At 64.2% G+C, this 26,563-nt stretch carries 25 protein-coding genes and 1 pseudogene; 14 read left to right on the top strand and 12 right to left on the bottom strand.

The features are described from left to right. Positions 1-61: 61 nt before the first annotated feature. The 3 genes from hemF (at position 62) to X728_RS154330 (ending at position 1,893) form a co-directional block, all read left to right on the top strand. Positions 62-976 carry an oxygen-dependent coproporphyrinogen oxidase gene (hemF, locus tag X728_RS154340; protein WP_023670015.1) on the top strand — a complete coding sequence of 305 codons (915 nt, stop codon included), beginning with the start codon at positions 62-64 and terminating at the stop codon, positions 974-976. 238 nt (positions 977-1,214) lie between these two features. After that, entirely contained in the window at positions 1,215-1,475 is a 261-nt protein-coding gene (locus X728_RS154335) for a DUF1344 domain-containing protein (protein ID WP_023670014.1), read from the top strand. Between the two features lie 232 nt (positions 1,476-1,707). Next, complete coding sequence (locus tag X728_RS154330) at positions 1,708-1,893, top strand: DUF1059 domain-containing protein (protein WP_023670013.1); 186 nt, start codon at positions 1,708-1,710, stop codon at positions 1,891-1,893. Positions 1,894-1,899: 6 nt separating this feature from the next. Here the strand turns inward: X728_RS154330 and X728_RS154325 are convergent, their stop codons facing one another. The 3 genes and pseudogenes from X728_RS154325 to X728_RS154320 form a co-directional block, all read right to left on the bottom strand. After that, entirely contained in the window at positions 1,900-3,171 is a 1,272-nt protein-coding gene (locus X728_RS154325; protein WP_031195382.1) for a CCA tRNA nucleotidyltransferase, read from the bottom strand. Further along, positions 3,168-3,777 (bottom strand): annotated as a pseudogene (locus X728_RS01000000166665) (CoA pyrophosphatase). The gene X728_RS154325 and the pseudogene X728_RS01000000166665 overlap by 4 nt, the downstream one beginning before the upstream one ends. Beyond that, positions 3,777-4,406 carry a DUF1285 domain-containing protein gene (locus X728_RS154320; RefSeq protein ID WP_023670010.1) on the bottom strand — a complete coding sequence of 210 codons (630 nt, stop codon included), beginning with the start codon at positions 4,404-4,406 and terminating at the stop codon, positions 3,777-3,779. Before X728_RS154320 ends, X728_RS01000000166665 begins: the two are co-directional and overlap by 1 nt. 146 nt (positions 4,407-4,552) lie before the next feature. Here X728_RS154320 and X728_RS154315 point away from each other — a divergent pair, with 146 nt between their 5' ends. Genes X728_RS154315 through X728_RS154300 form a run of 4 tightly spaced genes read left to right on the top strand, consistent with a single transcriptional unit; the run spans position 4,553 to position 11,382 of the window. Further along, a complete protein-coding gene (locus X728_RS154315; protein ID WP_023670009.1) occupies positions 4,553-5,557 on the top strand; it encodes a MoxR family ATPase in 1,005 nt (334 codons plus the stop codon). Next, a complete protein-coding gene (locus X728_RS154310) occupies positions 5,557-6,471 on the top strand; it encodes a DUF58 domain-containing protein (protein ID WP_023701554.1) in 915 nt (304 codons plus the stop codon). Before X728_RS154315 ends, X728_RS154310 begins: the two co-directional genes overlap by 1 nt. Further along, positions 6,468-9,293 carry a DUF4159 domain-containing protein gene (locus X728_RS154305; RefSeq protein ID WP_023831433.1) on the top strand — a complete coding sequence of 942 codons (2,826 nt, stop codon included), beginning with the start codon at positions 6,468-6,470 and terminating at the stop codon, positions 9,291-9,293. The genes X728_RS154310 and X728_RS154305 overlap by 4 nt, the downstream gene beginning before the upstream one ends. 4 nt (positions 9,294-9,297) lie before the next feature. Then, positions 9,298-11,382 carry a membrane protein gene (locus tag X728_RS154300; protein WP_023691601.1) on the top strand — a complete coding sequence of 695 codons (2,085 nt, stop codon included), beginning with the start codon at positions 9,298-9,300 and terminating at the stop codon, positions 11,380-11,382. A gap of 42 nt (positions 11,383-11,424) precedes the next feature. Here the strand turns inward: X728_RS154300 and clpS are convergent, their stop codons facing one another. The 4 genes from clpS to X728_RS154280 all read right to left on the bottom strand — a co-directional run bounded on the left by clpS (position 11,425) and on the right by X728_RS154280 (position 12,939). Further along, complete coding sequence (gene clpS / locus X728_RS154295; protein ID WP_023670006.1) at positions 11,425-11,730, bottom strand: ATP-dependent Clp protease adapter ClpS; 306 nt, start codon at positions 11,728-11,730, stop codon at positions 11,425-11,427. 133 nt (positions 11,731-11,863) lie between these two features. After that, entirely contained in the window at positions 11,864-12,211 is a 348-nt protein-coding gene (locus X728_RS154290) for a hypothetical protein (protein ID WP_023670005.1), read from the bottom strand. Between the two features lie 155 nt (positions 12,212-12,366). Next, positions 12,367-12,597 (bottom strand): hypothetical protein, encoded by a 231-nt coding sequence (locus tag X728_RS154285; protein WP_023670004.1) that lies wholly within the window; start codon positions 12,595-12,597, stop codon positions 12,367-12,369. A 39-nt stretch (positions 12,598-12,636) separates the two neighbouring features. Next, entirely contained in the window at positions 12,637-12,939 is a 303-nt protein-coding gene (locus tag X728_RS154280) for a hypothetical protein (RefSeq protein ID WP_023683677.1), read from the bottom strand. A 258-nt stretch (positions 12,940-13,197) separates the two neighbouring features. Here X728_RS154280 and X728_RS154275 point away from each other — a divergent pair, with 258 nt between their 5' ends. From X728_RS154275 to X728_RS154265, 3 genes are all read left to right on the top strand, one after another. After that, positions 13,198-13,914: a response regulator transcription factor gene (locus X728_RS154275; RefSeq protein WP_023670002.1), complete on the top strand. Its 717-nt coding sequence runs from the start codon at positions 13,198-13,200 to the stop codon at positions 13,912-13,914. Next, complete coding sequence (locus tag X728_RS154270; protein ID WP_023686151.1) at positions 13,911-15,320, top strand: ATP-binding protein; 1,410 nt, start codon at positions 13,911-13,913, stop codon at positions 15,318-15,320. The genes X728_RS154275 and X728_RS154270 overlap by 4 nt, the downstream gene beginning before the upstream one ends. A 93-nt stretch (positions 15,321-15,413) precedes the next feature. Further along, the gene (locus X728_RS154265) at positions 15,414-15,818 is read left to right on the top strand and encodes a YciI family protein (RefSeq protein ID WP_023686152.1); all 405 of its coding nucleotides are present in this window, start codon (positions 15,414-15,416) and stop codon (positions 15,816-15,818) included. Positions 15,819-15,845: 27 nt separating this feature from the next. On the opposite strand, the gene X728_RS154260 is transcribed toward X728_RS154265, so the two are convergent. Then, entirely contained in the window at positions 15,846-17,321 is a 1,476-nt protein-coding gene (locus X728_RS154260; RefSeq protein WP_023831434.1) for an aspartate aminotransferase family protein, read from the bottom strand. A gap of 19 nt (positions 17,322-17,340) precedes the next feature. Continuing rightward, the gene (locus X728_RS154255) at positions 17,341-18,426 is read right to left on the bottom strand and encodes a pyridoxal-phosphate dependent enzyme (RefSeq protein WP_023831435.1); all 1,086 of its coding nucleotides are present in this window, start codon (positions 18,424-18,426) and stop codon (positions 17,341-17,343) included. Positions 18,427-18,628: 202 nt separating this feature from the next. Between X728_RS154255 and X728_RS154250 the strand changes: the two genes are divergently transcribed. Continuing rightward, on the top strand, positions 18,629-20,659 hold the full coding sequence (locus tag X728_RS154250; RefSeq protein ID WP_050589892.1) for a transcriptional regulator: 2,031 nt from the start codon (positions 18,629-18,631) through the stop codon (positions 20,657-20,659). Positions 20,660-20,756: 97 nt separating this feature from the next. Here the strand turns inward: X728_RS154250 and choV are convergent, their stop codons facing one another. The 3 genes from choV to X728_RS154235 form a co-directional block, all read right to left on the bottom strand. After that, complete coding sequence (gene choV, locus X728_RS154245) at positions 20,757-21,938, bottom strand: choline ABC transporter ATP-binding protein (protein WP_023669996.1); 1,182 nt, start codon at positions 21,936-21,938, stop codon at positions 20,757-20,759. Then, entirely contained in the window at positions 21,935-22,789 is an 855-nt protein-coding gene (gene choW, locus X728_RS154240) for a choline ABC transporter permease subunit (RefSeq protein ID WP_023669995.1), read from the bottom strand. Before choW ends, choV begins: the two co-directional genes overlap by 4 nt. Positions 22,790-22,925: 136 nt before the next feature. Continuing rightward, positions 22,926-23,861, bottom strand: a complete 936-nt coding sequence (locus X728_RS154235) for a choline ABC transporter substrate-binding protein (protein WP_023686157.1) — start codon at positions 23,859-23,861, stop codon at positions 22,926-22,928. Between the two features lie 237 nt (positions 23,862-24,098). On the opposite strand from X728_RS154235, the gene X728_RS154230 reads away from it, so the two are divergent. The 3 genes from X728_RS154230 to X728_RS154220 all read left to right on the top strand — a co-directional run bounded on the left by X728_RS154230 (position 24,099) and on the right by X728_RS154220 (position 26,369). Next, positions 24,099-24,710 (top strand): thymidine kinase, encoded by a 612-nt coding sequence (locus tag X728_RS154230; protein ID WP_023669993.1) that lies wholly within the window; start codon positions 24,099-24,101, stop codon positions 24,708-24,710. Positions 24,711-24,722: 12 nt separating this feature from the next. Next, on the top strand, positions 24,723-25,901 hold the full coding sequence (locus tag X728_RS154225; protein ID WP_023831437.1) for a glycosyltransferase: 1,179 nt from the start codon (positions 24,723-24,725) through the stop codon (positions 25,899-25,901). A gap of 84 nt (positions 25,902-25,985) precedes the next feature. Beyond that, positions 25,986-26,369, top strand: coding sequence for a cytochrome c family protein (locus X728_RS154220; protein WP_023669991.1), 384 nt, complete (start codon positions 25,986-25,988; stop codon positions 26,367-26,369). Positions 26,370-26,563: the final 194 nt, after the last annotated feature.

The raw sequence follows: 26,563 nt of genomic DNA on the forward strand, positions 1-26,563 counted from the left end.
GTGTGCAAATCTCAAATTCACTCCACTAGGTCCTTTGTCGGCTGCGACCGGAGACAGCATTTTGGAACGACCAGAAATACCGGCAGGCCTGCCAGCCGACATCGAACAGAAGAAAATGAAGGCCAGGCTCTGGTTCGAGACGCTGCGGGAGCGCATCTGCACCACCTTCGAGCAGATCGAGCAGGACTTGACCGGTCCGCTGGCCGAATGGTCGCCCGGCCGCTTCGAAAAGACGCCGTGGGAACGAGACCATGGCAAGGGCGGCGGCGGCGCCATGTCGATGATGCGCGGCCGCGTCTTCGAGAAGGTCGGCGTCCATACTTCGACCGTCTATGGCGAATTCTCGCCCGAATTCAGGAAGCAGATGCCCGGCGCCGAGGAAGACCCGAGCTTCTGGGCATCAGGCATTTCGTTGATCGCGCATCCCTGGAACCCCAACGTGCCGGCCGTGCACATGAACACCCGCATGGTCGTGACGTCGCGCCACTGGTTTGGCGGCGGCGCCGATCTGACGCCGGTGCTCGACCGCAACCGCACGGAAGATCACCCCGACACGGTCGCCTTCCATCGAGCCATGCAGTTTGCCTGCGAGAAGAACGCTGCGATCGCCGACCACCCCAAATTCAAGGCCTGGTGCGACGAGTATTTCTATCTGCCGCACCGCCACGAGCCGCGCGGCGTCGGCGGCATCTTTTTCGACTGGCTGCATTCGGGGGAGGAGAAAGGCGGCTGGAATGCCGATTTGAACTTCGTCCAGGATGTAGGGCGTTCTTTCCTTGTCGTCTACGGACACCTGGTTCGCGCCCATTTCAACGAGAACTGGACCGACGACGACCGCGACGAGCAGCTCATTCGCCGCGGCCGTTACGTCGAATTCAACCTTCTTCACGATCGCGGCACCATCTTCGGCCTGAAGACCGGCGGCAATGTCGCTTCGATCCTGTCCAGCCTGCCGCCGGAGGTCAGGTGGCCGTAAAAAATCGGTGAGCGAAACGTGAGCCGCATTGACGTCCCATTCGCCGAATCTGGGCAGCCAATGTGGCATCGCCATTATCTTTTTCGTCTAATAGGCAATTGAAATAAAACGGCTATTTGTCGTTTCGGGCCGGGAAGCGCCGGCGGTTCAGTCCCGAACCGCGACACGACGCTACCGGACGGCCCTGAACAAGGCGGAGCATTTTCCAAACGGATGCCCGCATTTCCAGGAGTATTACATGCGAAAGCTCATTGTTTCGGCAGCCGCCGCTGCCCTTCTCGCTTCCGGCTCGATTGCCTTTGCCGCGGTCAAGCACACCACGGGCACGGTCAAGACCTATGATGGCACGGCCATGAGCCTCGTTCTGGACGATGGATCGACCTTTACGCTGCCCAAGACCTTCAAGGATCCTGGCCTGAAGGCCGGCGAAAAGGTCCGCGTTTCCTGGGACATGAGCGGCAAGAACAAGGTTGCCGAGTCCGTCAAGATCGTGAAGTGACCGGGACAAGACCGAACGTTCTCGCCTTGGCTTAGCCTGGCAAGAGGGGGCGGAGCAGCGCTGCTCCGCCTTTTTCGCCCCCACGGCAACCAAACTCGTGGAACCGTGTTATGCTAACTCCCCCGTGCGCGCCCCCGAAACCGACTGCTGTGACAGGGCGCGGAACAGAGATGGCGGAGCTTCGTGTGCCCATGAGAGGCACAGGCTCCAAGGAGGAAAAGGAGAAAATCCCATGAAGGAATTCCATTGCGGCTCGCTGGTTCCCGGCTGTGAGTGGCACACGCGTGCCGGTGAGGAAGCCGAGGTCATGCGCCGCGCCGTCGACCATATGCGCGAGACACATGGCGAAACGGTCATTCGCGAGACGATGATCGAGGCGATCCGCTCGCGCATCGAGAAAGTTCGCGACGCGGCCTGAGCAGTCCTATCTGGCCTTCAAGGCTTCCGCGGCGCGCTCCAGCAGCGCGTCGCGATCGAGCGCAAAGCCGGACCCGATCCATTCCTTTTCCAGGTTTTTCAGAATCGCACCGAGCATTGGCCCCGGCGACGCGCCAAGCGCCGTCAGATCGCCGCCCTTGACTGGGAACACCGGTTTTTCCCATTTCAGCGCAAAAGCGAGCAGGCGCGAAAACCCGCCGGCCTGAACCAGCGCGTCATTGTCCTCGAGAGCCCGCGCTCGCGCCGACGCCAGCGACAGCCGTAGGCGATCGAGAAAACCCTGGCGCTCGCCGGAATAGAGTTTCTTGGCCAGTTCCGCTTCGCTTGTCTTGGGCTCGACGGCAGCCGTCAGCGCCCAGTGGCGCAGGCGCTCCGCCTCAGTGGTCGAAAGTTTCAGCCGCTTGGCCAGTGTCTTCATCCTCTCCGCATCGGGCGGCACGATCGCCTCCAGCCTGAGCAGCGGGTCCGGCGCCCAGCCCAGATCCTTTTCTGTCTTGGTCAGCCCATGAATGGCATCGATGCCCCATTTCTCGCTTTCCGGGAGGGCGCTGGTGAGCACGCCGGCCTGGCGCATCCACAGCAAGGCGCGCGACGGATCTGGGGCCGATAACAACTTCTTCAGCTCGGACCAGATGCGTTCGGCCGAGAGATGGGCGAGACCGTCCTTGAGCCGGGCGCAGGCCTTCAATCCCTCGGCATCGGGCCGACCCTCGCCATACCAGGCAAAAAAACGGAAGAAACGCAGGATGCGCAGATAGTCTTCGCGGATCCGCTGCTCGGCATCGCCAATGAAGCGCAGCCTTCGTGCCTCGATATCGCCGACGCCGCCGACCAGGTCGACGACCGTCCCGTCAGCCTCCGCATAGAGCGCGTTGATGGTGAAATCGCGCCGTTCGGCGTCGGCCTTCCAGTCGCGGCCGAACGACACTTTAGCGCGGCGGCCATCGGTCTCGATGTCGGCGCGCAGCGTGGTGACCTCATAGGGCGCGCCGCCGGCAATCACCGTGATCGTGCCGTGCTCGATGCCGGTCGGCACCGCCTTGAAGCCCGCCGCCTCGGCGCGGCGAACGGTTTCCTCGGGCAGGCAAGTGGTAGCAAGATCGATATCGGCGACCGGCTGCCCAATCAGCGCATTGCGCACCGCACCGCCGGCGATGCGGGCTTCCTCGCCGCCCTGCGCTAGCACGGCAAGCAGCCGCTGGAGATGCTTTTCACCCAGCCAGTCGGCTCTGCGCGCCAGCGACACCGGATCACTCAAGCATAGAGCCTTTCATAGAGGGTGCGGATGATGCCGGCGGTGACGCCCCAGATGCGCTGGCCGCCATAGGGCATATCGTAGAAGAACCATTCCAGATCGTTCCACATGCGGCTGTCCCTGGTGTGGTTGGCCGGATCCATCAGGAACGAAAGCGGCACTTCGAAGGCGGCGTCGACCTCGTCGGAATTGAGCGACAGCGTAAAACCGGGCTCGACGATCGCCAGCACCGGCGCGATGCGATAGCCGCTGCCGGCGACATAATCGGGCATGCGGCCGATGATCTCGATGCGGTCCTGGCCGAGNCGCCGTGCGGGCAACGCCGCCGAGCCCGCCGGTGATCGCCGTGCCGCCGGGAAAAGCCACCTGCCCGGAATGGCTGCGCAGTTTTTCCGCCCGCTTGGTCAAAAGCACGGTCGCATCGCGTCCATGATCGACGACCGGGATCAGCACCGCGGCGTCGCGCAGCGCTTTGAGCTGCGTCAACCGTGGATGGCCGGGGTTGAAGCGATGATCGCCATAATCGTCGCCGGCATGGACTTCAGCTTGCGCCGCGACCCGCGCGCGAAAATCCGCTGTGGAAAACGGCGGCGGCCTCACCTGATCCATCATGCGCTCAGCCGCTTCAGTTTTTCCGCCGGCATGATCGGATAGATTTCGCCTTTCGAGCGCACGGCAAACATCGTCTTGCCGCCGATATCGATCTCCTCGCCATGCTCGACCAGTTCGTACATCACCGGCCGCGCCACCAGCGCTTCCAGCCGCCCGCGCACCAGCACATAGGGTTTCAGGCCGCCGGTCTCGTTCTCGTCGACGAAGCGCAGCGGATGGCCAGGCCCGGCCTCGACGACATCGCCGACATTGGTGCGGAAGGTGATGGTCTGCTCGGCGCCGGCGCCGGAAACATCCATTTCAACCGCGATGAAAGGCGCGTCCACGACGCGGATGCCGACCCGTTCGACCGGCGTCACCAGATAGGTCCTGCCATCCTCGTCCTTGCGCAGCACGCTGGAAAACAGCTGCACCAGCGGCATGCGGCCGATCGGCGTGCCGAGATAGAACCACGTTCCGTCTTGTTTGATCTCCATGTCGAGATCGCCGCAGAAGTCGGGATTCCAGCGCTCCACCGGCGCCGCGCCCTTGCCGGCGCGAGCCGCACGCGAGATCAACGCTTCGAGACCGCGCGCCTCGGTTGCGGCAGCAAGGCTGTGTTCGCGATGTTCGGAGCGTTCCGTCATGGTCACGAAATAGTCACTGTTGTTCCGCTTGTCAGCCTAAGTCTGTGATTTAAATTCATTCGTAGGCGCCAGGCGAAGCCGAATCGCGGCATTCTAAGGCACACTGCAGTGCAAGCCGGTACTTCCAGCACAAGGATCGATGCGGCATGAGCGTAATGGTCAAGGAAAGCCCAATCAGCGAAAAGGACATGATCGCCCAGGCCGAGACTGCGCTGGCCGATATTTCCAGGGTGCGCGACGGCGTCGGCCGCGTCATTTTCGGCCAGGAAGTGGTGGTCGAGCGCACGCTGGTGGCGCTGCTTGCCGGCGGCCATGCGCTGCTGGTCGGCGTGCCCGGCCTTGCCAAGACCAAGCTGGTCGAAACGCTCGGTGTCGTGCTCGGCCTCGATTCGCGCCGCATCCAGTTCACACCCGACCTGATGCCGTCGGACATTCTCGGCTCAGAGGTGATGGAACAGGACGAGGCCGGCAAGCGCTCCTTCCGCTTCATCTCCGGCCCGATCTTCGCGCAATTGCTGATGGCCGACGAGATCAACCGCGCCTCGCCGCGCACCCAGTCGGCGCTGCTGCAGGCGATGCAGGAATATCACGTCACCATCGCCGGCATTCGCCACGACCTGCCCGCGCCCTTCCATGTACTGGCGACGCAAAACCCGCTGGAGCAGGAAGGCACCTATCCCCTGCCCGAAGCACAGCTCGACCGCTTCCTGATGCAGGTCGACATCCTTTATCCCGAAATCGAGGCCGAGCGGCGCATCCTGCTCGAAACCACCGGCATCGAGGACGCCAAGGCGCAAAACGTCCTGCAGCCGGCGCGGCTGAGGGAAATCCAGACGCTGATCCGCCGTATGCCGGTGCCCGAAAGCGTCGTCGACGCCATCCTCAAACTGGTGCGTTCGGCGCGTCCCGGCCAGGGCAATGCCGAGACCGACAAGCATGTCGCCTGGGGTCCCGGCCCGCGCGCCAGCCAGGCGCTGACGCTGTGCGCCCGTGCGCGCGCGCTTTATGACGGGCGGCTGGCGCCGTCGGTGGACGACATCCGCGCGCTGGCCGAACCGGTGCTGCAGCACCGCATGGCGCTGACCTTTGCCGCCCGCGCCGAGGGCACGACCGTGCGCGACGTGGTAGCGAAACTGGCCAAAGGAATCTGATGGCGCGTATCGGCGAAGTCCAGGCACCGGCAGCGACGCGCGACGCGCTCGCCAGGGGCCGGTTGCGGGCTTCGCTGGTGCCGGACCTGCTGGTCGAGGCACGCCGTATCGTCAATACGGTAATTGCCGGCTGGCATGGCCGCCGCAAGCGCGGCATCGGCGAGAATTTCTGGCAGTTCCGCCCCTATGTCGAAGGCGATTCCTCGCGCATCGACTGGCGCCGTTCGGCCCGGGACGACCACACCTATGTGCGCGACCGCGAATGGGAAGCAGCCCACACGGTGTGGCTTTGGGCCGACCCATCGCCCTCCATGCTCTACAAATCGACTGGCGCCAGCGTTTCCAAGGAATCGCGCGCGCTGGTGCTGGCACTGGCCATGGCCGAATTACTATCTCGCAGCGGCGAGCGCATCGCCTGGCCCGGCCTGACCGATCCGTTCACCGCCCGCAACGGCGCCGAGCGCATCGCGGCGCAATTGATGCACGCCGCCGACCCGCCGGCAAAGCCTGACCTGTCCGCCATCCGCCGCTTCTGCGACATCGTCGTCGTCAGCGATTTCCTCGACCCGGTCGAGGAGACCATGGAATGGCTCGATGTGCTGGCGCGGCATGGCGTGCGTGCGCATCTGATCGAGGTTGCCGATCCGGCGGAGGAGACCTTTCCCTATGCCGGCCGCACCGAATTCACCGATCCCGAGACCGGCGACAAGCTGACCGCCGGCCGCGCCGAAATGCTCGGCGACGAATATCGCCTGCTCTACACCGCCCGCCGCCAGGAGCTGGCCAGCTGGTGCAAGCGCCTCGGCTGGAGCTATACCGTCAACCACACCGACCGCCTCGCTTCCGAGGCGCTGGTGCGCATCCACATGGCGATGACCGCCGATGGCGCATTCGTGGGAAGGGCCGGCGCATGAGCTGGCTGCCGCTCTCCTTTGGCGCTCCCATGGTGTTGTGGGGCCTGCTGGCGCTGCCGGTGATCTGGTGGCTGCTCAGGCTCACACCGCCCAAGCCGCAGTCCGAAATGTTTCCGCCGCTGAAGATCCTCGCTCGCGTGCTGAAGCGCGAGGAAACGCCGCAGCAGAGCCCGTGGTGGCTGACGCTGCTGCGGCTGTTGATGGCAGCCCTTGTCGTCGCGGCATTAGCCGAACCCGTTTTCAATCCGCGCGAAAAATTGCCGGCCGAGGGCGCCGCCCTGGCACTCGTCATCGACAATGACTGGGCGAGTGCTGCCGACTGGGGCAAGCGCGTCGCCACCGCCCAGCGGCTGATCGCCGATGCCGGTTCGAACGGCGTACCGGTCGTCATCGCCTTCACCGCCGAAAAGCCGAACGCCGAGATCGGCCCCTTCGATGGGGCGGCTGCCCTCGACCGGCTGCGCGCCGCCAAGCCGAGGCCGATCCCGACCGACCGACCCGCTGTCTATGCCCGCGTCGCCGGCGTGCTGGAAACCTTGCCCGGCGCCAGCGTTGCCGTTCTCACCGACGGCCTTGCGGCAAAGGGCGACGAGGCCGCCTTCAACACCCTGCTGTCGAAAAGCGCCGCCCGTGTCGTCTGGGCCAATTCCGACCGGCTGGCGCTGACTGGGCTCACTGGCGCCGAAAATCAGGTCGACGGCTTCGCCCTGACCGCCATCCGCGCGCCCGGCGATCCGGCGCCGGCCCAAGTCACCGCCGGCGCCTTCGACGATAAGGGCCGCCGCATCGCCGACGCGACGCTGACCTTCGCGCCGGGTGAGACCACCGCCACCGGCACGATGGCGGTGCCGTTCGAACTGCGCAACGACTTCGCCTCGATCGCGCTCGACGGCGAACGCCAGGCAGGTGCGGTGCGCGTGCTCGACGAAAGCTCCAAGCGCCGCCGCGTCGGACTTTTATCGCAGGCCGAGGCCGACCAGGCGCAGCCGCTCCTGTCGCCGCTCTATTACATCAGGCGCGCGCTGCAGCCTTTCGCCGATCTGGTCGAACCGTCGAGCGTCGATCTCGCCGACGCCATCCCGCAGCTTCTCGACCAGAAGCCGGCGATGATCGTCATGGCCGATATCGGTACCATTCCGCCGCAGGTCCATCAGCGGCTGGTCGACTGGGTCGACAATGGCGGCACGCTGGTGCGCTTTGCCGGTTCGCGGCTGGCCGCCGCCGGCAATGACGATGATCTGTTGCCGGTCAGGCTGCGCACCGGCGAGCGCTCGCTTGGCGGCGCGCTGTCATGGACGACGCCGCAAGCGGTGACCGAATTCCCGAAGAACGGCCCGTTCGCCGACCTCGCACCGCCGGCCGAGATCACGGTGAGCCGGCAGGTGTTGGCCGAACCGACGCCGGACATCGTCGAACGCACCTGGGCAACCCTTGCCGATGGCACCCCGCTGGTGACCGGGTTGAAGAAGGGCAAGGGCACGCTGGTTCTGTTCCACATCACCCCGGAAGCGACATGGTCGACGCTGCCGATCTCCGGCAGCTTCGTCGAGATGCTGCGGCGCATTGTGCAGCTGTCGCGCCACCAGGGTGCGGCGGTCGCCAACGCTGAAGCCGCTGCTACGTCGCTGGCGCCTTATCGCATGATAGCCGCCGACGGCACTTTGGTGCCGCCGACGCCGGACGCACGACCGCTGGTCCCCGGCGCCGGCTCGCTGCCGGTGACGTTCGAGAACCCGCCCGGCCTCTATGGCTCGGAAACCGGCGTTTTCGCCCACAATCTGCTCGACCCGGCCACCGCCTTCGCGCCGCTGGTGCGCCCGCAATTCACAGTGCCGGTGACCAATATCCAGTACGCTTTCGATGAATCGCGCGACCTCAAGGGATCGCTGGTCACAGCGGCACTTGTGCTTATGCTGCTCGACACGCTGGCGGTGTTCTGGATGGGCGGGCTGATCTCGCGCCGGCCGCGCCGCGCCCGCTCGGCTGCGGCAACGACGGCTGCGCTGCTGCTTGGCCTCGGCATGCTGTTTGGCCATGCCGACCTCGCCCGCGCCGACGATGCCAAGCCCGGCGATGCCGCGGCTATCGAGGATATTGCCAAGACCCGCATCGCCTATGTGCTGACCGGTGTGCCCGGTGACGATTCGATCAGCCGCGCCGGGCTCGAAGGCCTGACCCGCTTCCTGATCGAGAAGACCGCGCTCGAGCCGGGCGCGCCGGCGGGCGTCGATATCTCGAAGGACGAGCTTTCCTTCTATCCGCTGATCTACTGGCCGATCGACCCCTCCGCGCCGATGCCGAGCCAAGCCGCGATCGCCCGCATCGACGCCTATATGCAGCAGGGCGGCACGGTGCTGTTCGACACGCGCGACCAGTTCGCCAACGGCATCGGTGCGGATTCGGCGAGCCCGGCGACGGAACGGTTGCGCGACATTCTCGGCAATCTCAACGTGCCGCCGCTGGAGCCGGTGCCCGCCGACCATGTGCTGACCAAATCCTTCTTCATCCTGCCCGAATTTCCCGGCCGCTTCTCCGGCAGCCCGCTCTGGGTGGAAGCCTCGCTCGAGGCCAGCAATGCCGAGAATCGGCCGGTACGCGTCGGCGACGGCGTCTCGCCGATCCTGATCACCGCCAATGATTTTGCCGGCGCCTGGGCCGTCGACGAGAATGGTGACCCGCTTTTGCCGACCGTGCCATCGGATCCGATGCAGCGCATCTATGCGCTGCGCGCCGGCGTCAACATCATGATGTACATGCTGACCGGCAACTACAAATCCGACCAGGTGCACGTGCCGATCCTGCTCGAACGGCTGGGGCAGTAAGCCTATGAACTGGTCGGTTTCCTTCGAACCGCTGCTGTCCTGGCCCTTGCTGGCTTTGGTGCTCGCACCGCTGCTGGTGCTGGCGGCTGTCGGCTTGTGGTTTCGCCAGCGCGGCGCGATCTTCCGCTTCGCGGCGCTGATTGCGCTGGGCGCAGCACTCCTCAATCCGGTCTTCCTCGATGAGGAGCGCGAGGCGCTGAAGAGCGTCGTTGCCGTCATCGTCGACCGCAGCCAGAGCCAGGATATCGGCGACCGGACCAAACAGACCGACGAAGCGCTTGCCGGTTTGCAGCAGCGCCTTGGCCGCTTCAAGCAGTTCGACGTCCGCGTCGTCGAGGCCGGCAAGTCGGAAGCTGCCGACGAGCTCACCGAGACCAAGCTTTTTGCAGCGCTTGAAGGCGCCTTCCGCGACGTGCCGCCCTCGCGCATCGGTGGCGCCATCATGATCACCGATGGCGAGGTGCATGACGCACCGGCCGCCCCCGACTTCAATGCGCCGCTGCACGCGCTGATCACCGGCAACGAGCACGAGAAGGACCGCCGCATCCGCTTCGAGAACGCGCCGCGCTTCGGCCTCGTCGGCAAGCCGCTCGACATGACCTACCGCGTCATCGCCACCGACGGCGAAACCGGCCCGGTCGATGTCCGCGTCTCGGTCAATGGCGAGCAGGTCGCGGTCGAAGAGGCGACCATCGGCCAGGCGATGCCGCTGCAGGTGACCATCCCCGGCGCCGGCCGCAACATCGTCGAACTCTCCATTGACCGCGAGCCGGGCGAACTGACCGACGCCAACAACCGCGCCATCGCGCTGATCGACGGCATCCGCGAGAACTTGCGCGTGCTTTTGGTTTCCGGCGAACCGCATGCCGGCGAGCGCACCTGGCGCAATCTGCTGAAATCCGACGCCTCGGTCGATCTCGTCCATTTCACCATTCTGCGGCCGCCGGAAAAGCAGGACGGCACGCCGATCAACGAACTGTCGCTGATCGCCTTCCCGACCCGCGAGTTGTTCGTCGAGAAGATCAAGGATTTCGATCTCATCATATTCGACCGCTACCAGCACCGCGACGTGCTGCCGATCCTCTATTACGACTACATCTCCGAATACGTCGAAAAGGGCGGCGCGCTGCTGATCGCCGCCGGGCCGGAATATGCCGGCGACTCCTCGATTGCCCGCACCCCGCTAATGTCGTCGCTGCCGGCAATGCCGACCGGCGAAGTCATCGACAAGGCCTTCTATCCGCGCCTCACCGATCTCGGCCAGCGCCATCCGGTGACGCGCGGCCTCGACGGCTCGGCGACCGAGCCGCCGCGCTGGAGCCGCTGGTTCCGCACCATCGGCGTGCAGAACCCCGAAGGCGAAGTGGTGATGAAGGGCGCCGACAACCGCCCGCTGCTTCTGCTCGATCATAAGGGCGAAGGCCGCGTCGGCATGCTTCTGTCCGATCAGGGCTGGCTATGGGCGCGCGGCTTCGAGGGTGGCGGGCCGCATGTCCAGCTTTACCGCCGCATCGCCCACTGGCTGATGAAGGAACCTGAACTCGAGGAAGAGCGGCTGACCGCCGACGGCCGCGGCATGATGCTGGAAATCCGCCGCCAGACGATGAGCGACGATCCCGGCCCGGCGCAGGTGATCACCCCTTCGGGCAAGGCGCTGATCGTCAAGCTGGAGAAGTCCGAACCCGGCGTTTTCCTGGGCAGCATCGAGACCAAGGAGATCGGCCTCTACCAGATCGGCAATGGTGACCTGACCGCACTCGCCCATGTCGGCCCGGTCAACGCGCCGGAATTCTCCGACGTCGTCTCTACCGAGGACCGCTTGAAGGCTCCGACTGAGGCCACGGGCGGCAGCGTGCGCCGGCTGGCGGCCTCCTCCACCCTTGGCCAGCTCACCGGCAGCGTCGCCCTGCCCTCCATCGTCCCGGTCCGCGCCTCCGGTGCGGCCTCGGGCGCAGACTGGATCGGCCTGCGCAGCACCGACGACAGCGTGCTCAAAGCCGTCTCGCGCGTACCCCTGTTCGGCGGCTTCCTCGGCCTTTGCCTGCTGCTGCTGGCCATGGGCGCGATGTGGTACAGAGAGGGAAGGTAAGGATCCCTTCTCCGTCACTATACGGGGAGAAAGACGCTCAACCTACTCCTCCGGCTCCGTCGTAAACAGCAGCGGGTACCCCTTGGCCTTGGCCGCGTCGACGGCCCGTGTCGCCTTGGTCTCGGCGACATCCCTGGTGAAGACGGCAACGACGCAAACGCCGAGCCGGTGCGCGGTGATCATCACCCGGTTAGCCTGGTCTTCGCTGAGCTTGAACTCGCCCTTCAGCACCGTCACCACGAATTCGCGCGGCGTAAAATCGTCATTGATGAGGATGACCTTGTAGAGCTTCGGCCGCTCGGTCCGCGGCTTGGTCTTGGTGCGGGGTTTGGAACTGATTTCAGGCATCGGGAACCGGTATCGCGCGAGGGGTCGCTCTCACTTTGTCATGGGGGAAAGCCGTCGTCCATTTTGATCGGCGCGCCAAACCGGCTTCCCGGAAGTGCTGCCGTTCACAAATTTAGGAACTGTACGCTGCGGTTCAACGGCTCTGGCGATCGGCGACGCGACGAGCCTGGAATTGCCGTGCGCTGGATGCCGCATCCGGCCTTGATCCGGCCGCCTTGTATTCGACCCAGGCGACCGCGAGCCAGCCGAAGAAGCAGGCCAGCGCCGCGCCGGTGATCACGGTAAGCAGCAGGCTTTGCCATGGTGTGATGTATTGCCAGCTGCTGGAGATTGCCGGTGCAAACAGCGACGGCTCCGTGCGCCCGCTCACCGGATCGGGCACCGGGCTGGCGGTGAACTGGATCAGCACCCTGACCATTGCCGAGGCCACAAGGCCGCCGATGGCCATCGAGCGCAGAATGGATGAAAGCCGCTTCTTCATGCGGGCTATCCTACCGGACCGGCATTGCAAACGGGTTAAAGTCCTGGGTGGCCGGCACCCATCAACGGGTAATCATGCACTCACACGACAAGGCCGCTCCAGCCGGGGGGGTGCTGGAGCGGCCTTGTTACAGACAAGCCTGTTGGCTGTCTGGATCAGGCCTTCGGGGCGTCCGTCTTGACGACCTTCTTCGCCTTCTTGTGCTTCTTGACGGGCTTCTTGGCGACGACCTTCTTCACCGGGGGCTTGGCGGTCGTGGTCGCCGGAGCGGTGGTCGTGGAAGCAGCCGGAGCAGCGGTCGTGGTGGCAGCGGCATTGCCCAGAGCCGGCATTGCGAAAGCGAGAGCGACGGCGAGACCGGTGGCGGAGAGGATGGACTTTTTCATGGCTTCATTTCCTTCTTTGTGCGGGTCGAGTTTCGAGTGTCACTGAACCGGGTCGATCGGTGTCACTCCAAGCAGCTTCAAAGCGTTCGCGAGCATCCGGATACCCTGTGCCTGTTTCTTGTTGGCGCAGAACCGGTTTCCCTTTCTTTGCAGTGCTTTCGCCGCGGTGACCTGCGTTGCCGCGGCATGGGTTTCAAGGGCTTCGTCTACCTGGCGATTGAGATCGATGCAGCGCTCGCTCCTTGTGATCGGCGTCACCTTTGCGGTTGTGGCTCCGACCGCGGCTGTGACGAGCGGAATGCTGAGCAGCGCACCCATCAAGCTGATCGTGAACCTGTGCATTGGTGATGTCCGTTACTCCGGAGACTTCGCGTCGCAGCCGATGTCCTGACCGCCACGGCACCTTTTATGCCCTTGATTTTTTTCGGGAGTTTTTCCGGACTATAGAATTTTGTTTCTGGATTGTTTCTGGCAAATCGGCTTTGCGGGCGATCATCGCCGCTGGCCAACATGTGGCCAGAATTCTATCGTGTGGGTGACGCCACAGAAGCAGACTCAGAAGGCAGCCGCCGACCGGCCGCCAGCAATGACAGGATCGCCGTGAAATCCGATGCGCACATACTGATCGTCGACGACGACAAGGGCATTCGCGACCTGCTTCAGGAATTCTTCCAGAAGCGGGGCCTGCGCACTACGGTTGCCGCCGACGGCGTCGAGATGGAAGACATACTGCGCCGCACGCAGGTAGACCTGATCGTGCTTGATGTGATGCTGCCGGGAAAGAGCGGGCTGGAGCTCTGCCGCGACCTGCGCGCCAGCTACTCGACGCCGATCATCATGCTGACGGCGGTGACCGAGACCACCGACCGCGTCGTCGGCCTGGAGATGGGCGCCGACGACTATGTGCCCAAACCCTTCGATCCGCGCGAGCTGCTGGCCCGTATCCGCGCCGTTTTGAGGCGCAATGGTGCTGCCGAGCCGAAGCGCGCCACCACCAAGCAGATCTATCATTTCGCCGGCTGGACGATGGACTGCTCGCGCCGCCGGCTGATGGCGCCGGGCGACGTCAGGGTCGAGCTGACGATGGCGGAGTTCAACCTGTTGCAGACCTTCGTTAAAAGCGCGCAGCGAGTGCTCACCCGTGACCAGCTCATCGAGCTTTCCGGCGGCGACAGCGACTATTCCTTCGATCGCAGCATCGACATCCTGGTCAGCCGCCTCAGGCGCAAGATGGAAGACGACCCCAAGACGCCGAAACTGATCCTGACCGTGCGCAGCGGAGGCTACCAGTTTCTGCCCGAGACCACCTCCGAATGAGACGTTTCCTGCCGCAAACCCTGCCGGTCTGGGTTTTGCTCATCGTCATTGCCGGCCTGCTGATCAGCCAGGTCGCTACGCTCTATATCGTCTCGCGCGATCGCGCCGTCGCCAATGACGAGGTCGATCTCTACCGGCTTAACGACCGCGCCTATTCGCTGGTGCAGCTGATGCATGACGACACGCCGGAGCAGCGCAAGCTGACGGCCTCCGGTCTGTTCAACGCCACCTATGCGCTCACCGTTTCGGACACGCCCGCGGTCACCTCGTCGATCGCCGGCGACGACGAACTGGCCGAACTCGAGGACATCCTGGTCGGGCGGCTGTCGAAATTCGGCATCACCGACGCCCGCGTCCGGCGCGATCCGGCAACCCAGGCAGCCAACGCGCCTGGCGGTGTGGCCGTGACCAAGGATGTCGGCGCGGTGGAGCGTGACCTGCTATCGCTGGCGGCCAGCTTCGCCCAGAGCGACAAGCTGACGGCATCTGTCCGCTTCGCCGACGGCCAATGGCTGAATTTCACCGAGCCCAACACGCCGGTCGGACCGATATTGAGCTTCGACAGCCTGCCGCTCTATTCGCTGATCGCGGCCCTGGTGGTGATCATGTCGATCTGGTCGCTGCGCCGGCTGACAGCGCCCTATCGGATGATGGAAACGGCGGTCAACCGGATCGGCACGGACCTGAAGAGCCCGCCGATCGCCGAGACCGGCAGCCGCGAAATCCGCGCCGCGGCCAAAGCCGTCAACGCCATGCAGGTCCGGCTGCGCGACTATGTCGAGGACCGCGAACATCTGGCCGCCGCGCTCGCCCACGATCTGCGCACGCCGCTGACCCGCATGCGGCTGCGCCTCGAACTGTTGCGCAGATCGACGGCCCGCGAGGCGCTGGCCCACGACCTCGCCGACATCGAGAGCATCGCCAGCTCCGTCATCGACTTCGCCACCTTCGAAGTCACCGAGGAGAAGAGCGAGCGGATCGATTTCTGGTCGCTGGTGGAATCGATCGCCGACAGTTTCGAGGACGTCACGTTCGACCATGACGGCGCCAGGCCGCGTGGCATGATCTGCATCGCGCGACCGGTGGCGCTGAAGCGCTGCGTCAACAATCTGGTCCAGAATGCCGTGACCTACGGCAAGAAAGCCCATGTCAGCCTGCGGCAGTCGGACGGCACGGTCACGCTGGTCATCCGCGACGAGGGGCCGGGCATACCGCAGGCGCAGCTCGACCAGGTGTTCGGTTCCTTCGTGCGGCTGGAGCAATCGCGCAACCGCCAGACCGGCGGTCTCGGCCTCGGCCTGACCATTGCCCGCAACATTGCGCGTGCCGCCGGCGGCGATGTCAACCTGTCCAACCGTCCCTGCGGCGGCCTGCTGACGGAGCTCAGCCTGCCGCTGGCGGCATGAGGCAGCAGACTAGCGTCTCGATGGGCACCGGGGGTGGATCAGCCAACCCAACCTTGCAATAGTGCAGCCGCTCGAACAGGAGGAGATCGCCGCATGTTTTACGCCATCCTGGCCTATCACGTCGAACAGACCATCCAGTCCCTGACGCCGCAGCAGGATGCGGCGCTGATGCACGACCTGCTCGAAGTCAACGCCAGGCTGACCCGCGAAGGCAAGCTCGGGCCGGCGGCAAGACTGGGCGCGACCGCCGACGCCGTGACGCTGCGCGGTCCGGGCGAAGGCATCGTCATCGACGGGCCGTTTGCCGAGACCAAGGAACAATTGCTGGGTCTTTATGTCCTCGACTGCGCCACGCAGGAGGCGGCGATTGCAGCCGCGCGCGACTTGCGCCGCGTGAATCCCTCGGCAGTCTACGAAATCCGGCCGATCACATTTTACCTTCCCGGCCTGGCGTTCCCCGTGACGAAGGGCGATTTCCAGGAGGCCGCCAGCGGCTGAGAGCCGCTTGCTCTACCCCATGGCCGGTCAGGCAGAAGCGATCTCGTTGCCCAGGCGGACCGTTTCGGCGACGAGAAGGTCGAGATCCTCGCGCCGGGTCCGGTGGTTGTTGATCGCCACCCTGAGGCAATGCCGGCCTTGCACCGTGGTATCGGAAATGGCGGCGGTTCCGTCTTCCTGAAGCCTCAGCATGATCTCGGTGTTGAGCGCTTTCGCGCGCTCGCCATCGAGACCATCCGCGCGATAGCGGAAGCAGACGATGTTGATGCTGGTCGGCGCCGTCAGTTCGAGCGCTGGTTCGGCCGCGATCAGCCCTGAGAGATACTGCCCCTGCGCAATGTTCTGGTCGATCAGGCGGCCGAATTTTTCGACGCCGTGTTCTCGCAATGCCATCCACACTTTGAGTGCCTTGAAGCCGCGTGACGTCTGCAGGCCGTAATCGTGCAGCCATTGGCCGGAGGCGAGGCCGCGCGGTGTCGACTCCAGATATTCCGGCGTCACCGCGAAGGTCTTGCGATGCGCCGAGGCATCCCGCACCAGCGCGCAGCCTGCCTCGAAAGGCGCATGCAGCCATTTGTGCGGATCGAGCGCGATGGAATCGGCCCATTCGATGCCGGCGACGCGATGTGCATTCTCAGGCGCGATCGCGATCAGCGCGCCGATGCAGCCGTCGACATGGAACCAGAGGTCCTCCTCATGCGCCAGCTTGACCAGCGCCTGCAGATCGTCGATGGCGCCGGTGTTGACAGTGCCGGCGTTGCCGATGATGCAGGCCGGCTTGAACCCGGCCGCGCGATCTTCCGATATCGCAGTCCTCAAACCTTCAATGTCGATGCGCAGGCCGGCGTCGCTGGCAATGCGGCGCAGCGCCTTGTTGCCGAGACCGAGCGCTTCCATCCCCTTGCGGTGACAGGAATGGACCTGGTCCGAGCCATAGAAACGCAAAGGCTTTTCGATTGCTCCAACGCCGTGCTCGCGCACGCCGATGCCGGCCTTGGTGTTGCGCGCCACGGTGAGCCCGATGATGTTGGCCATCGAGCCGCCGCTGACCAGCGTGCCGCTGGCCGAAGCCGGCATGCCCATCATCTGCTTGCACCAGTCGACCACCTGGCCGTCCATCAGGGCGGCGGCATGGTTGCCGCCGCCGAGATTGGAGCCCTGGATTGCCGCCAGGAAATCGCCGATCGCGCCGGTAAAATTGCTCGACCCCATATACCAGGACCAGAAGCGCGGATGGATGTTGCCCATCGGATAGGGCATCACCTTGTCCACGACATCGCCATAGATGTCGGCAAGCGCGGTCGGCGATTGCGGCAGCGAGGCGGTGAAGAAATCCCTCACATCTCCAGGCATCTCCTGCCACACCGGCCGTTGCCTGACATCGCGCAGGTAAGCGACGGCATCGTCAACGATCCGATGCGACAGGCTTTGCACATCGGCCCAGTCCGAGGGGTCAAGCGTTTCCTCGGTACTGGTAGCCGAGTGTCCAGGCATCGCGTCCATGCAATTTGCTCCCGCGTCATCATGCCGGGAACTGGCAACCGGGCGTCGAGCGCGAGAGAGCAAGCTCTTCCGCATTCATCTCGGCCTCGATGCCGTCGAACAAAGGCGTGGTCATGTAGCGTTCACCGGTATCGGGAAGCATGCACAGGATCACCGATCCGGCCGGCGCTGTGCCGGCGATCTGGCGCGCCACGGCAAAAGCCGAACCGCCGGAAATGCCGGTGAAGATGCCTTCCTGCTGCGCCAGCGCCTTGGCCCATTTCATGCCCTCCGGCCCGGCGATCGGCATCACCTCGTCATAGAAGTTGCCATCGATGGCCTCCTGCAGGACGTGCGGGATGAAATCCGGCGTCCAGCCCTGGATCGGGTGCGGTTCGAAAGCCGGATGGCTGGCGGCCGGCGCTCCGCCGGCGCCACGCATCTGCCGCTTGCCGCTGCCGACAAGCTGCGCGTTGGCCGGTTCGGTGAGCACGATCCGGGTCTCAGGCCGCTCGCGGCGCAGCACCCGCGCCACGCCGACGACGGTGCCGCCGGTGCCGTAGCCGGTGACGAAATAGTCGAGCCGCGAGCCGGCGAAATCGTTGACGATCTCGCGTCCCGTGGTAGCTTCATGAATGTCGGCGTTGGCCTTGGTCTCGAACTGGCGGGCCAGGAACCAGCCATTCGCTTCGGCCAGTTCCACCGCCTTCTTGTACATGCCGAAGCCTTTCTCGGCGCGCGGCGTCAGCACCACCTTGGCGCCCAGCATCCGCATCAGCTTGCGGCGCTCGACCGAGAAACTGTCGGCCATCGTCACCACCAGCTTGTAGCCCTTCTGCGCACAGACCATGGCAAGACCGATGCCGGTGTTGCCGCTGGTCGCCTCGACAATGGTTTGTCCAGGCTTGAGCGCGCCGGTGCGTTCACCTTCCTCGATGATGTTGAGCGCCAGCCGGTCCTTCACCGACGCCGCCGGATTGAAGAACTCGGCCTTGACGTAGATGGTGGCGTGCGCCGGTCCGAGATTATTGACGCGGATGACCGGCGTGTCGCCGATGGTGTCGAGAATGCTGTCGAACAGGCGGCCGCGGCCGGCCGTGGTTCTGATTTTCTGCTGATGCAACATGGTAGACTCCTGGTTCTTGCTCACGGGCCGGTTACACACCGGCGGTTTGGGCGGCGAGATTTCGACACCTTGCCGCACTACAGGTCCTTGACGTGCGGCACTGTGGTAAACACCACATTCGGCGCACAAATTTTGCGAGCCGGGTGCACTTTGTCGTGCTCGGTGGTAAAGCAGGGGCCGGCAGGTCAGCGTGGGAGCAGGCGTGGTATCTGGCGTGGAATCGAGCCTGGCGAGCAGCCATCAAGGTGTTGTCGTGCGCCTGTTTGGGCCGCCGACGATTGCGCGCGACGGCGTCCCGGTGGTCTTGCCGGCATCGCGCAAGCTGCGCGCGCTGCTGGCCTATCTGGCGCTGGCGCCCCATCCGGTCGGACGTGGCAGGCTCTGCGAGTTGCTGTGGGATGTTCCAAATGATCCCAGGGGTGAGCTGCGCTGGTGCCTGAGCAAGCTGCGGGCCGCGCTCGACGAACCGGGCCGCTGCAGAATCGAAACATCGGGCGATACGATCGCGCTCGATCTCGACGGCATCTCAGTCGACGTGCTGGATGTCGCGGCGGCGGCTGCCGCAGGCATCGAAACGCTCGAGCCGATGCGACTGCAGTCGCTCTCCGGCCTGTTCGTCGGCGACTTCCTCGAAGGGCTGGAGATCGACCGCAGCCCTCTCTTCAACAGCTGGCTGACCGCGCAGCGCCGCCGTCTCGGTTCCTGCCACGCGGCTATACTGGAACATTTGGTCAAGACGCTGCCGGCCGATTCCGAAGCCGTCTCCGCCCATCTCGAAAAATGGCTGGAACTGACCCCGTTCGACAGCAGCGCCCATGTCGCACTCCTGGTGAGGCTGGCGCGGCGCGGCCAGTTCGGCGCCTGCGAAGACCATCTTGCCGCTGCGGCGCAGTTGTTCCAGTCGGAAGAGCTGGATTTCGGCCCGGTGCGCGAGGCATGGCTGTCCATCCGCAGCGAACGGCCCTGCGCGATTTTGCCGGCACAACCGGCAGCTCCGCCCGGGCCGAACCAGGCGTCAGTCATGCTTGCCGGTTTAGAAGCCGCGACGCCGCACAAGGCTTCGCTGGCCGTGATGCCATTTGCCGAAGACGCCGGTAGCGGCGCTCGTGGCGGGCTGGCCGATGGCTTGACCCACGACATCATTACCCGCCTCGCCAAGCTCAGGGACTTCTTTGTCATCGCCCGGGGCTCGGTCTTTGCCCTGGCGGAAAGGAACATCGCGCCGGAAGATGCCGGCCGAAGGCTGAATGTCGACTATGTCGCCACCGGCACGGTGCGCAGCGCGACGGGTCGCCTGATCGTCACTGTCGAGCTTGTCGAGGTTCGCACGGCCAGGATCGTCTGGGCCGAGACCTTCGAGCGCAAGGCCGAGGACATCTTCATTGTCCTCGACGATATCGGCAACAGCATCGTGGCCTCTATCTCATCCGAGATAGAGATGGTCGAGCGCAACCGCGCCATGCTGAAGGCGCCCAATTCGCTCAATGCCTGGGAGGCCTACCATCGAGGACTCTGGCATATGTATCGCTTCACCCGCAGCGAAAACGAGCAGGCCAGGCATTTCTTCGGCATCGCACTGCAGCAGGATCCGACCTTTACCCGCGCCTATGCCGGCCTGTCCTTCACCCATTGGCAGAGCGCCTTCCAGCGCTGGGGCGACCGCGACCAGGACAGCGCGCTTGCCTTTGAGGCGGCCGGCCAGAGCGTTTTGGTCGACGATCATAATCCCGCCGCGCACTGGGCGATGGGCCGGGCGCTGTGGCTGCGCGGCGAGGGTGATGCGTCCGTGCTAGAACTGCAAAGAGCCGTCGACCTCAGCCCGAACTTCGCGCTTGGCCACTATGCGCTGTCGTTCGTGCATTCGCAGTCGGGCGACCCGCAAGCGGCGATCGGGTCGTCGGATCATTCGCGCCATCTGTCGCCGTTCGACCCGATGCTGTTCGGCATGCTGGGCGCACGCGCCATGGCGCATGTCCGCCTCGGCCAGTTCGACGAAGCAGCCGATTGGGCACTGAAGGCGGCCGCCCGCCCCAACGCACATGTCATCATCCTGTCGATCGCCGCCCACTGCCTGGCGTTGGCTGGGCGGCTGGACGAGGCGAAAAACTTCGCCGCCGCCATCCGCAAGACGCTTCCGGATTACCGAGCCGACGACTTCATCGACACCTTCCGCTTCGACCGGGATGCCACAGCCCTGTTCAAGCTCGGGGCCACGCGCATCGGTCTGGCTTAGAGCATGATCCCAAAAAGTGGGTACCGGTTTTTGGAAAAGATCATGCTCCAACAAAGGGTTAGATCATGATGAGATTTCAACCAAATCTCATCATGATCTAGCGCCGCAACACCGCGCTCAGCACATCGCGTATCCCGATCGCGCCGACAAAGCGGGACTGGTCGTCGAACAGCGCCACCGGTGCCGTCTGCGAGCGGTGCATGGCCAGCATCACCGTCTTCAGCGACGTGCCGGGGTTGGCCCAGAACACTTGCGCCGTCTCCTCCGGCTGCGCCTCGACATCGGCGCATGAAACCCATACCGCCGGTTTGCCGTCGCGTTCCGCCGCCGCCACCAGCCCGTGCTCGTCGATCTTAAAGCGCGTCGTCTTGCGCCGGTCGAGCCACACCCAGCCATTATCGCCGTGCTCGAGGTCGCGGCTGTCGCGCATGACGTTCCAGGCGGTCAGCACCGACAACGGATTCACATTGGCGATGAAGTCGCGGACATAGTCATTGGCGGGCTTGAGCACGATGTCTTCCGGCGCCCCGGTCTGCACGATGCGACCGCCCTCCATGATGGTGATGTGGGTGCCGATCTTCAGCGCCTCTTCCAGATCATGGCTGACGAAGATGATGGTCTTCTTCAGCTCCGCCTGCAGCTGCAGCAATTCGTCCTGCAGCTTGGTGCGGATCAGCGGATCGAGCGCAGAGAACGGCTCGTCCATCAGCAGGATCGGCGCCTCGGTGGCGAAGGCACGGGCCAGGCCGACGCGCTGCTGCATGCCGCCGGACAGCTCATGCGCGTATTTCTTCGACCACTGGTCGAGATTGACCAGTTTCAGCTGGCGTTGCACGCGCTCCTTGCGCTCTTGCTCCGGCACGCCGGCGAGTTCGAGGCCGAGGCCGACATTCTCCTCCACCGTACGCCAAGGCAGCAGGCCGAACTGCTGGAACACCATCGCCACCTGCTTCTGGCGCAGCCGCCGCAGCGTCGCCTGATCGCAGGTCACGACATCGACGATATTGTCGCCGTCCTTGACCAGCACCTGGCCGCGCGACACCACGTTGAGCCGGTTGACCGCCCGCAGCAGCGTCGACTTGCCCGAGCCGGACAGGCCCATCAGCACCGAGATTTCGCCCTCATGCACGGTCAGGCTGGCGCCGGCGCAACCCAGCACATTGCCGGTCTTTTCGAGGATTTCGGCGCGCGTGGCGCCGCCGTCGATCAGCGCCAGCGAACCGGCCTGGTCGGACCCGAAGACGATATCGACATTTTTGAAATCGACGGCGACGGTCATTTCTTGCCTCCAACGCCGATACGCGTCATCCGGTCGAGCACGATGGCGAGTACGACAATCGCCAGGCCCGCCTCGAGCCCGAGATCGATGCGGCGCGAGCCGAGCGCGCGGTTGATTTCAGTGCCGAGGCCGCCGGCGCCGATCAGTGCTGCAAACACCACCATCGACAGCGACAGCATGATCGATTGCGTCAGCCCGGCCATGATGGTCGGCAAGGCCGAGGGCAGCTCGACCTTCCACAGCAGCTGCTGCTTGGTGGCGCCGAACGCCTCGCCGGCCTCGATGATCGACTTCGGCACCGAGACGACGCCGAGATGGGTGAGCCGGACCGCGGTCGGGATGACAAAGATGATGGTGACGATGAGGCCGGGCGCGTTGCCGAGACCGAACAGGGTCAGAACCGGGATCAGGTAGACGAAGGTCGGCAGCGTTTGCATCAGGTCGAGCACCGGCAGCATGATGCGGTAGACCTTCGGCTTGTGCGCGGCCCAGATGCCGAGCGGCACGCCGATGGCCATCGCCATGGCGGCGGCGGCCACGACCAGCACCAGCGTCTGCACCGTCTGCTTCCAGAGGTTCTGGTTGATGATGAAGATCAGGCCGAGAAAGACGCCTATGGCCAGCGGGCGCGAGCGCTGCAGCAGCCAGGCGATGATGGCGATGATCAGCGCCAGCAGCACCGGCGGCACCATCAAAAGGATGCCAACCAGCCCGTCGAGCAGGAAATTGAGGCCATTCGAGAAGGCCCTGAACACGGTGTCGAAATTGTCGGTGAGGAAACCGAAGAACGCCTTTCCCCAGGCGCCGATCGGTATCTTGTGATCGACCATGAATTTCGAAATCGGATCCATATCGCCCCTCTCATGCGAGAGACCGCCTGCTTCCGGCCTCCGCTCTCATTAGGTCATCTTCTCACAGGATATGAAAAAGGGCAGCCTTTTCTAGATTGGCTGCCCTTCCTGGTTCGGCTTGGCCGAATTAGTCGGCTCAGCTTCCGAGCGCGGTCTTGACCGCCGCTGCCGCATCGCCGCCATCGAAGGTGGTGACGCCGGCAATCCACGGCGCAACCGCGTCAGGGTGCTTCTTCAGCCAGTCGGCTGCGACCGTGTTGGCGTCGCCGCCCTTCAGGATCGCGTCCATCATCTCGCCTTCCATGTCCAGGTTGAACTTCAGGTTGGCGATGAACTTGCCGGCATTCGGGCATTCGGTGGTGTAGCCCTTGCGCACATTGGTGTAGACGGTGGCGGCGCCGAAGCCGCTGTCGCCCATGCCGTCGAGATAGGTGAGCTTCATGGCGCCCATCACCGGATGCGGCGTCCAGCCGAGGAACGCGATCCACTCATTGTTCTTGATCGACTGCTCGGCCTGCGTCAGCATGCCGGCTTCCGAGGACTCGACCAGCTCGAAGCCTTCGAGATTGTCCTTCGGGTTCTTGATCATGTCGAGGATGATGCGGTTGCCGTCATTGCCCGCCTCGATGCCGTAAATCTTGCCGTTGAACTTGTCCTTGAACTTGCCGATGTCGGTCAGCGACTTGACGCCGGCCTCCGCGACATAGGTCGGTACGACGATGCCGTAGCCGGCGCCGGTCAGGTTGGTGCCGATCGTCTCGACCGAACCATCGGCGGTGTAGTCCTTGATGTCGTTGGTCATCGACGGCATCCAGTTGCCGAGGAAGACGTCGAGATCCTTGTTTTTCAGCGACGCCATGGTCACCGGTACCGATAGCTGGATCGTCTGCGGCTCGTAGCCGAGCGCGGTGAGCAGCACCGAAGCGACGCCGGTGGTTGCCTGGATGTCGGTCCAGCCGACATCGGAAAGGCGCACCGCCTTGCAGCTCTCCGGATCGCCGGCAAGTGCAGCGCTCGTGGACAGAAAAGTCGCCAGGCCGAGGCCGGCGACGAAGGTGTTCATACGCGACATTGGCAGTCTCCCATTGTGATTCTTTGGCGAAGCGTAGTTACGGTTTCTCTGCCCGCCTTGTTTCGTCAGCCAAACACCATTCTGGTGTGGTTTCAAGCGCTAAGACAATCACGATCAACGGCGCGGACTGGCCAAACAGCGACACGCCCGCCGCTTTTTCGATTGCAGACGGCTTTTCCCATGAAATGCAGCGGTGCCCTCTCCCCGCGCCGCGCCAACTCGGCTTAAAAGGACGGCATGGCCAAGCTCTACTTCCACTATGCGACGATGAATGCCGGCAAAACGACAATGCTGCTGCAGGCGTCCTACAATTATCGCGAACGCGGTATGACGACGATGCTGTTCGTCGCCGGCCACTACAGAAAGGGCGACACCGGGCTGATCTCGTCGCGCATCGGCCTGGAGACCGAGGCCGAGATGTTCCGCGACGGCGACGATCTCTACGCTCGCGTCGCCGAGCATCACGAACATACGACGGTGCATTGCATCTTTGTCGACGAGGCGCAATTTCTCGAGGAAGAGCAGGTCTGGCAGCTCGCCCGTATCGCCGACCGGCTGAACATCCCGGTGATGTGCTACGGCCTGCGCACCGATTTCCAGGGCAATCTGTTTTCCGGTTCGCGAGCGCTTCTGGCCATCGCAGACGATCTGCGCGAAGTGCGCACCATCTGCCGCTGCGGCCGCAAGGCGACGATGGTCGTGCGTCTCGGCGCTGACGGCAAGGTGGCCAGACAAGGCGAACAGGTGGCGATCGGCAAGGACGTCTATGTCTCGCTCTGCCGCCGCCACTGGGAAGAGGAAATGGGCCGCGCCGCGCCCGACGATTTCATTGGCTTCACCAGAGGCTGAACGCCGGGCAACATGAAAATTCTGCAGTTCACAGTCGATTGCCCGTTTCCGCCGATCTCCGGCGGCGAGATCCGGAACGCCGTCAATGCACGCGCTTTGGCAACGATGGGCGAAGTCCTGACGGTAAGCCTGACTGGCGCCCCGGCACCCTCCACACCGCCGAACATCCGTCACCGGATCATCGAGGCAGCGCGCGGCAGGGCGCCTTGGGGCAGGCGCAGCCCGCACCCGACCGTGCATATGATGCCGGACGACGAGCTGGCCGAAGCCGACGCCATCTGGAGGGAATTCGCGCCCGATCTCGTGGTGATCGAGGAAATTGTGCTTTCGCAGCTGCTGACGCTGGCGCCGAAGCATCGCGCGCGCACCGTCCTTGACCAGCACAACATCGATTCCCGGACGGTGTCCGACCGGATCGCCGGCCTGACGCTGTGGCAGCAAATTCGAGACTGGCGCCAAAACAGGCGAAGGAAGGCAGAGGCGCGCGAAGCCGACAGGTGTGCGGCTGCCCTGGCCGACCAGGTCTGGGTTTGTTCGCGGGCCGACGAAGCGCTTCTGTCCGCTCTCGGCCCCGTCAACGACGTCAGGTTCGTCGCCAACCCCATTCCAGACGAGAGCGTGCTTTCCCTGCCGATTGCTGCCGAGCGCTTCAGTGAGCTCAGCCTGTGCTTCATCGGGCATCTCGGCTACTTCCCAAACATCGACGCCGTCAAGCAGATCGGCCGCGCGATGGCGCCGCGCCTCGCCGCCTCCGGCCGGCCCTGGTCGATCACCGTCGCCGGCAGAAACCCGCGCGATGTCGTGCGCGGTCTATGCACCAGGCATGGTCTGCGGTTGATCGAGAACCCACCGCATCTGCCGGAATTGCTTGGGCGTGCCGGCTATGCGCCGATCCCGCTGCGCTTCGGCGGCGGAACCCGCATCAAGGTGCTGGAGGCGATGGCGGCGGGCCTTGTCGTCGCCGCCACCGAAAAGGCCGTCGAAGGGCTTGGCCTGCAGGCGGGCAGGCATTTCCTGTCCAGCGACGATGCCGGCAAGTTGGCATTGAAAATCATCGATCTCGCGACACGCCCGCAAGCGGCCGCCGAGATGGCGGAGATCGGCCGCGCTTTCGTGCGCGACAATCATTCGTCGGCGGCGATTGAAAAGCAGGTCAAGCAGGCGGTCGCGGCGATCCCGCGCACGGATTGAGCCCGGCTGCTATCCACCGGCATACGGCGTTTGTTAAGGCCTGCAGCCTATTTTGCCCTCAGCCAGAGCCAGCCGGGAACCGCCATGCTTCGAGCCATTTCATCAGGCCTTGTCATTTACTTGGCCGGTATCCTCGCCGCGCTGGCCGATGGCGATGCAGCACTTGGCAAGAAAGTGTTCTACCGCTGCATGGCCTGTCACGAGGCGGCAAGCGACCGCGACAAGGTCGGCCCGCATCTCCTCGGTATCGTCGGCCGCACCGCCGGCACCGCCCAGAACTTCAACTATTCGCAGGCCATGAAGGACGCCGGCGCGGCCGGCCTCGTTTGGGACGAAGCCAACCTCAAAGCCTATCTCGGCGCTCCCAAGCTGAAAGTACCCGGCAACAGGATGGGCTTCTCCGGCCTGAGCAGCGACGAGGACATCGCCAACGTCATCGCCTATCTGAAGGCCGATCCGAAGCCTTGAACAGCGCGATGCGTAGCGTGATGGCGACGGCTTCCGCCAGCTGTCTCGCACTTGCAACTCATTGAGCCCTCTGTCGAATTCAGCACACCCACACTGTCCGAGATCGACTTCTTCGCAGCCGTCAAAGTTCAATGACAATTGAACAATACTTGGCCGGCTGGTTAATCACGCCATGACCCCGCCTTCATTGCCTT

It is taken from the genome of Mesorhizobium sp. L103C119B0 (assembly GCF_000502235.1).
Lineage (GTDB): Bacteria > Pseudomonadota > Alphaproteobacteria > Rhizobiales > Rhizobiaceae > Mesorhizobium.

Bases quoted from the DNA above. Each gene is read 5' to 3' on its own strand.
- X728_RS154335 (WP_023670014.1), top strand. From the start codon at position 1,215: ATGCGAAAGCTCATTGTTTCGGCAGCCGCCGCTGCCCTTCTCGCTTCC.
- X728_RS154330 (WP_023670013.1), top strand. From the start codon at position 1,708: ATGAAGGAATTCCATTGCGGCTCGCTGGTTCCCGGCTGTGAGTGGCAC.
- X728_RS154320 (WP_023670010.1), bottom strand. From the start codon at position 4,406: ATGACGGAACGCTCCGAACATCGCGAACACAGCCTTGCTGCCGCAACC.
- X728_RS154315 (WP_023670009.1), top strand. From the start codon at position 4,553: ATGAGCGTAATGGTCAAGGAAAGCCCAATCAGCGAAAAGGACATGATC.
- X728_RS154310 (WP_023701554.1), top strand. From the start codon at position 5,557: ATGGCGCGTATCGGCGAAGTCCAGGCACCGGCAGCGACGCGCGACGCG.
- X728_RS154305 (WP_023831433.1), top strand. From the start codon at position 6,468: ATGAGCTGGCTGCCGCTCTCCTTTGGCGCTCCCATGGTGTTGTGGGGC.
- X728_RS154300 (WP_023691601.1), top strand. From the start codon at position 9,298: ATGAACTGGTCGGTTTCCTTCGAACCGCTGCTGTCCTGGCCCTTGCTG.
- clpS (WP_023670006.1), bottom strand. From the start codon at position 11,730: ATGCCTGAAATCAGTTCCAAACCCCGCACCAAGACCAAGCCGCGGACC.
- X728_RS154290 (WP_023670005.1), bottom strand. From the start codon at position 12,211: ATGAAGAAGCGGCTTTCATCCATTCTGCGCTCGATGGCCATCGGCGGC.
- X728_RS154285 (WP_023670004.1), bottom strand. From the start codon at position 12,597: ATGAAAAAGTCCATCCTCTCCGCCACCGGTCTCGCCGTCGCTCTCGCT.
- X728_RS154280 (WP_023683677.1), bottom strand. From the start codon at position 12,939: ATGCACAGGTTCACGATCAGCTTGATGGGTGCGCTGCTCAGCATTCCG.
- X728_RS154270 (WP_023686151.1), top strand. From the start codon at position 13,911: ATGAGACGTTTCCTGCCGCAAACCCTGCCGGTCTGGGTTTTGCTCATC.
- X728_RS154265 (WP_023686152.1), top strand. From the start codon at position 15,414: ATGTTTTACGCCATCCTGGCCTATCACGTCGAACAGACCATCCAGTCC.
- X728_RS154260 (WP_023831434.1), bottom strand. From the start codon at position 17,321: ATGGACGCGATGCCTGGACACTCGGCTACCAGTACCGAGGAAACGCTT.
- X728_RS154255 (WP_023831435.1), bottom strand. From the start codon at position 18,426: ATGTTGCATCAGCAGAAAATCAGAACCACGGCCGGCCGCGGCCGCCTG.
- choV (WP_023669996.1), bottom strand. From the start codon at position 21,938: ATGACCGTCGCCGTCGATTTCAAAAATGTCGATATCGTCTTCGGGTCC.
- choW (WP_023669995.1), bottom strand. From the start codon at position 22,789: ATGGATCCGATTTCGAAATTCATGGTCGATCACAAGATACCGATCGGC.
- X728_RS154235 (WP_023686157.1), bottom strand. From the start codon at position 23,861: ATGTCGCGTATGAACACCTTCGTCGCCGGCCTCGGCCTGGCGACTTTT.
- X728_RS154230 (WP_023669993.1), top strand. From the start codon at position 24,099: ATGGCCAAGCTCTACTTCCACTATGCGACGATGAATGCCGGCAAAACG.
- X728_RS154225 (WP_023831437.1), top strand. From the start codon at position 24,723: ATGAAAATTCTGCAGTTCACAGTCGATTGCCCGTTTCCGCCGATCTCC.
- X728_RS154220 (WP_023669991.1), top strand. From the start codon at position 25,986: ATGCTTCGAGCCATTTCATCAGGCCTTGTCATTTACTTGGCCGGTATC.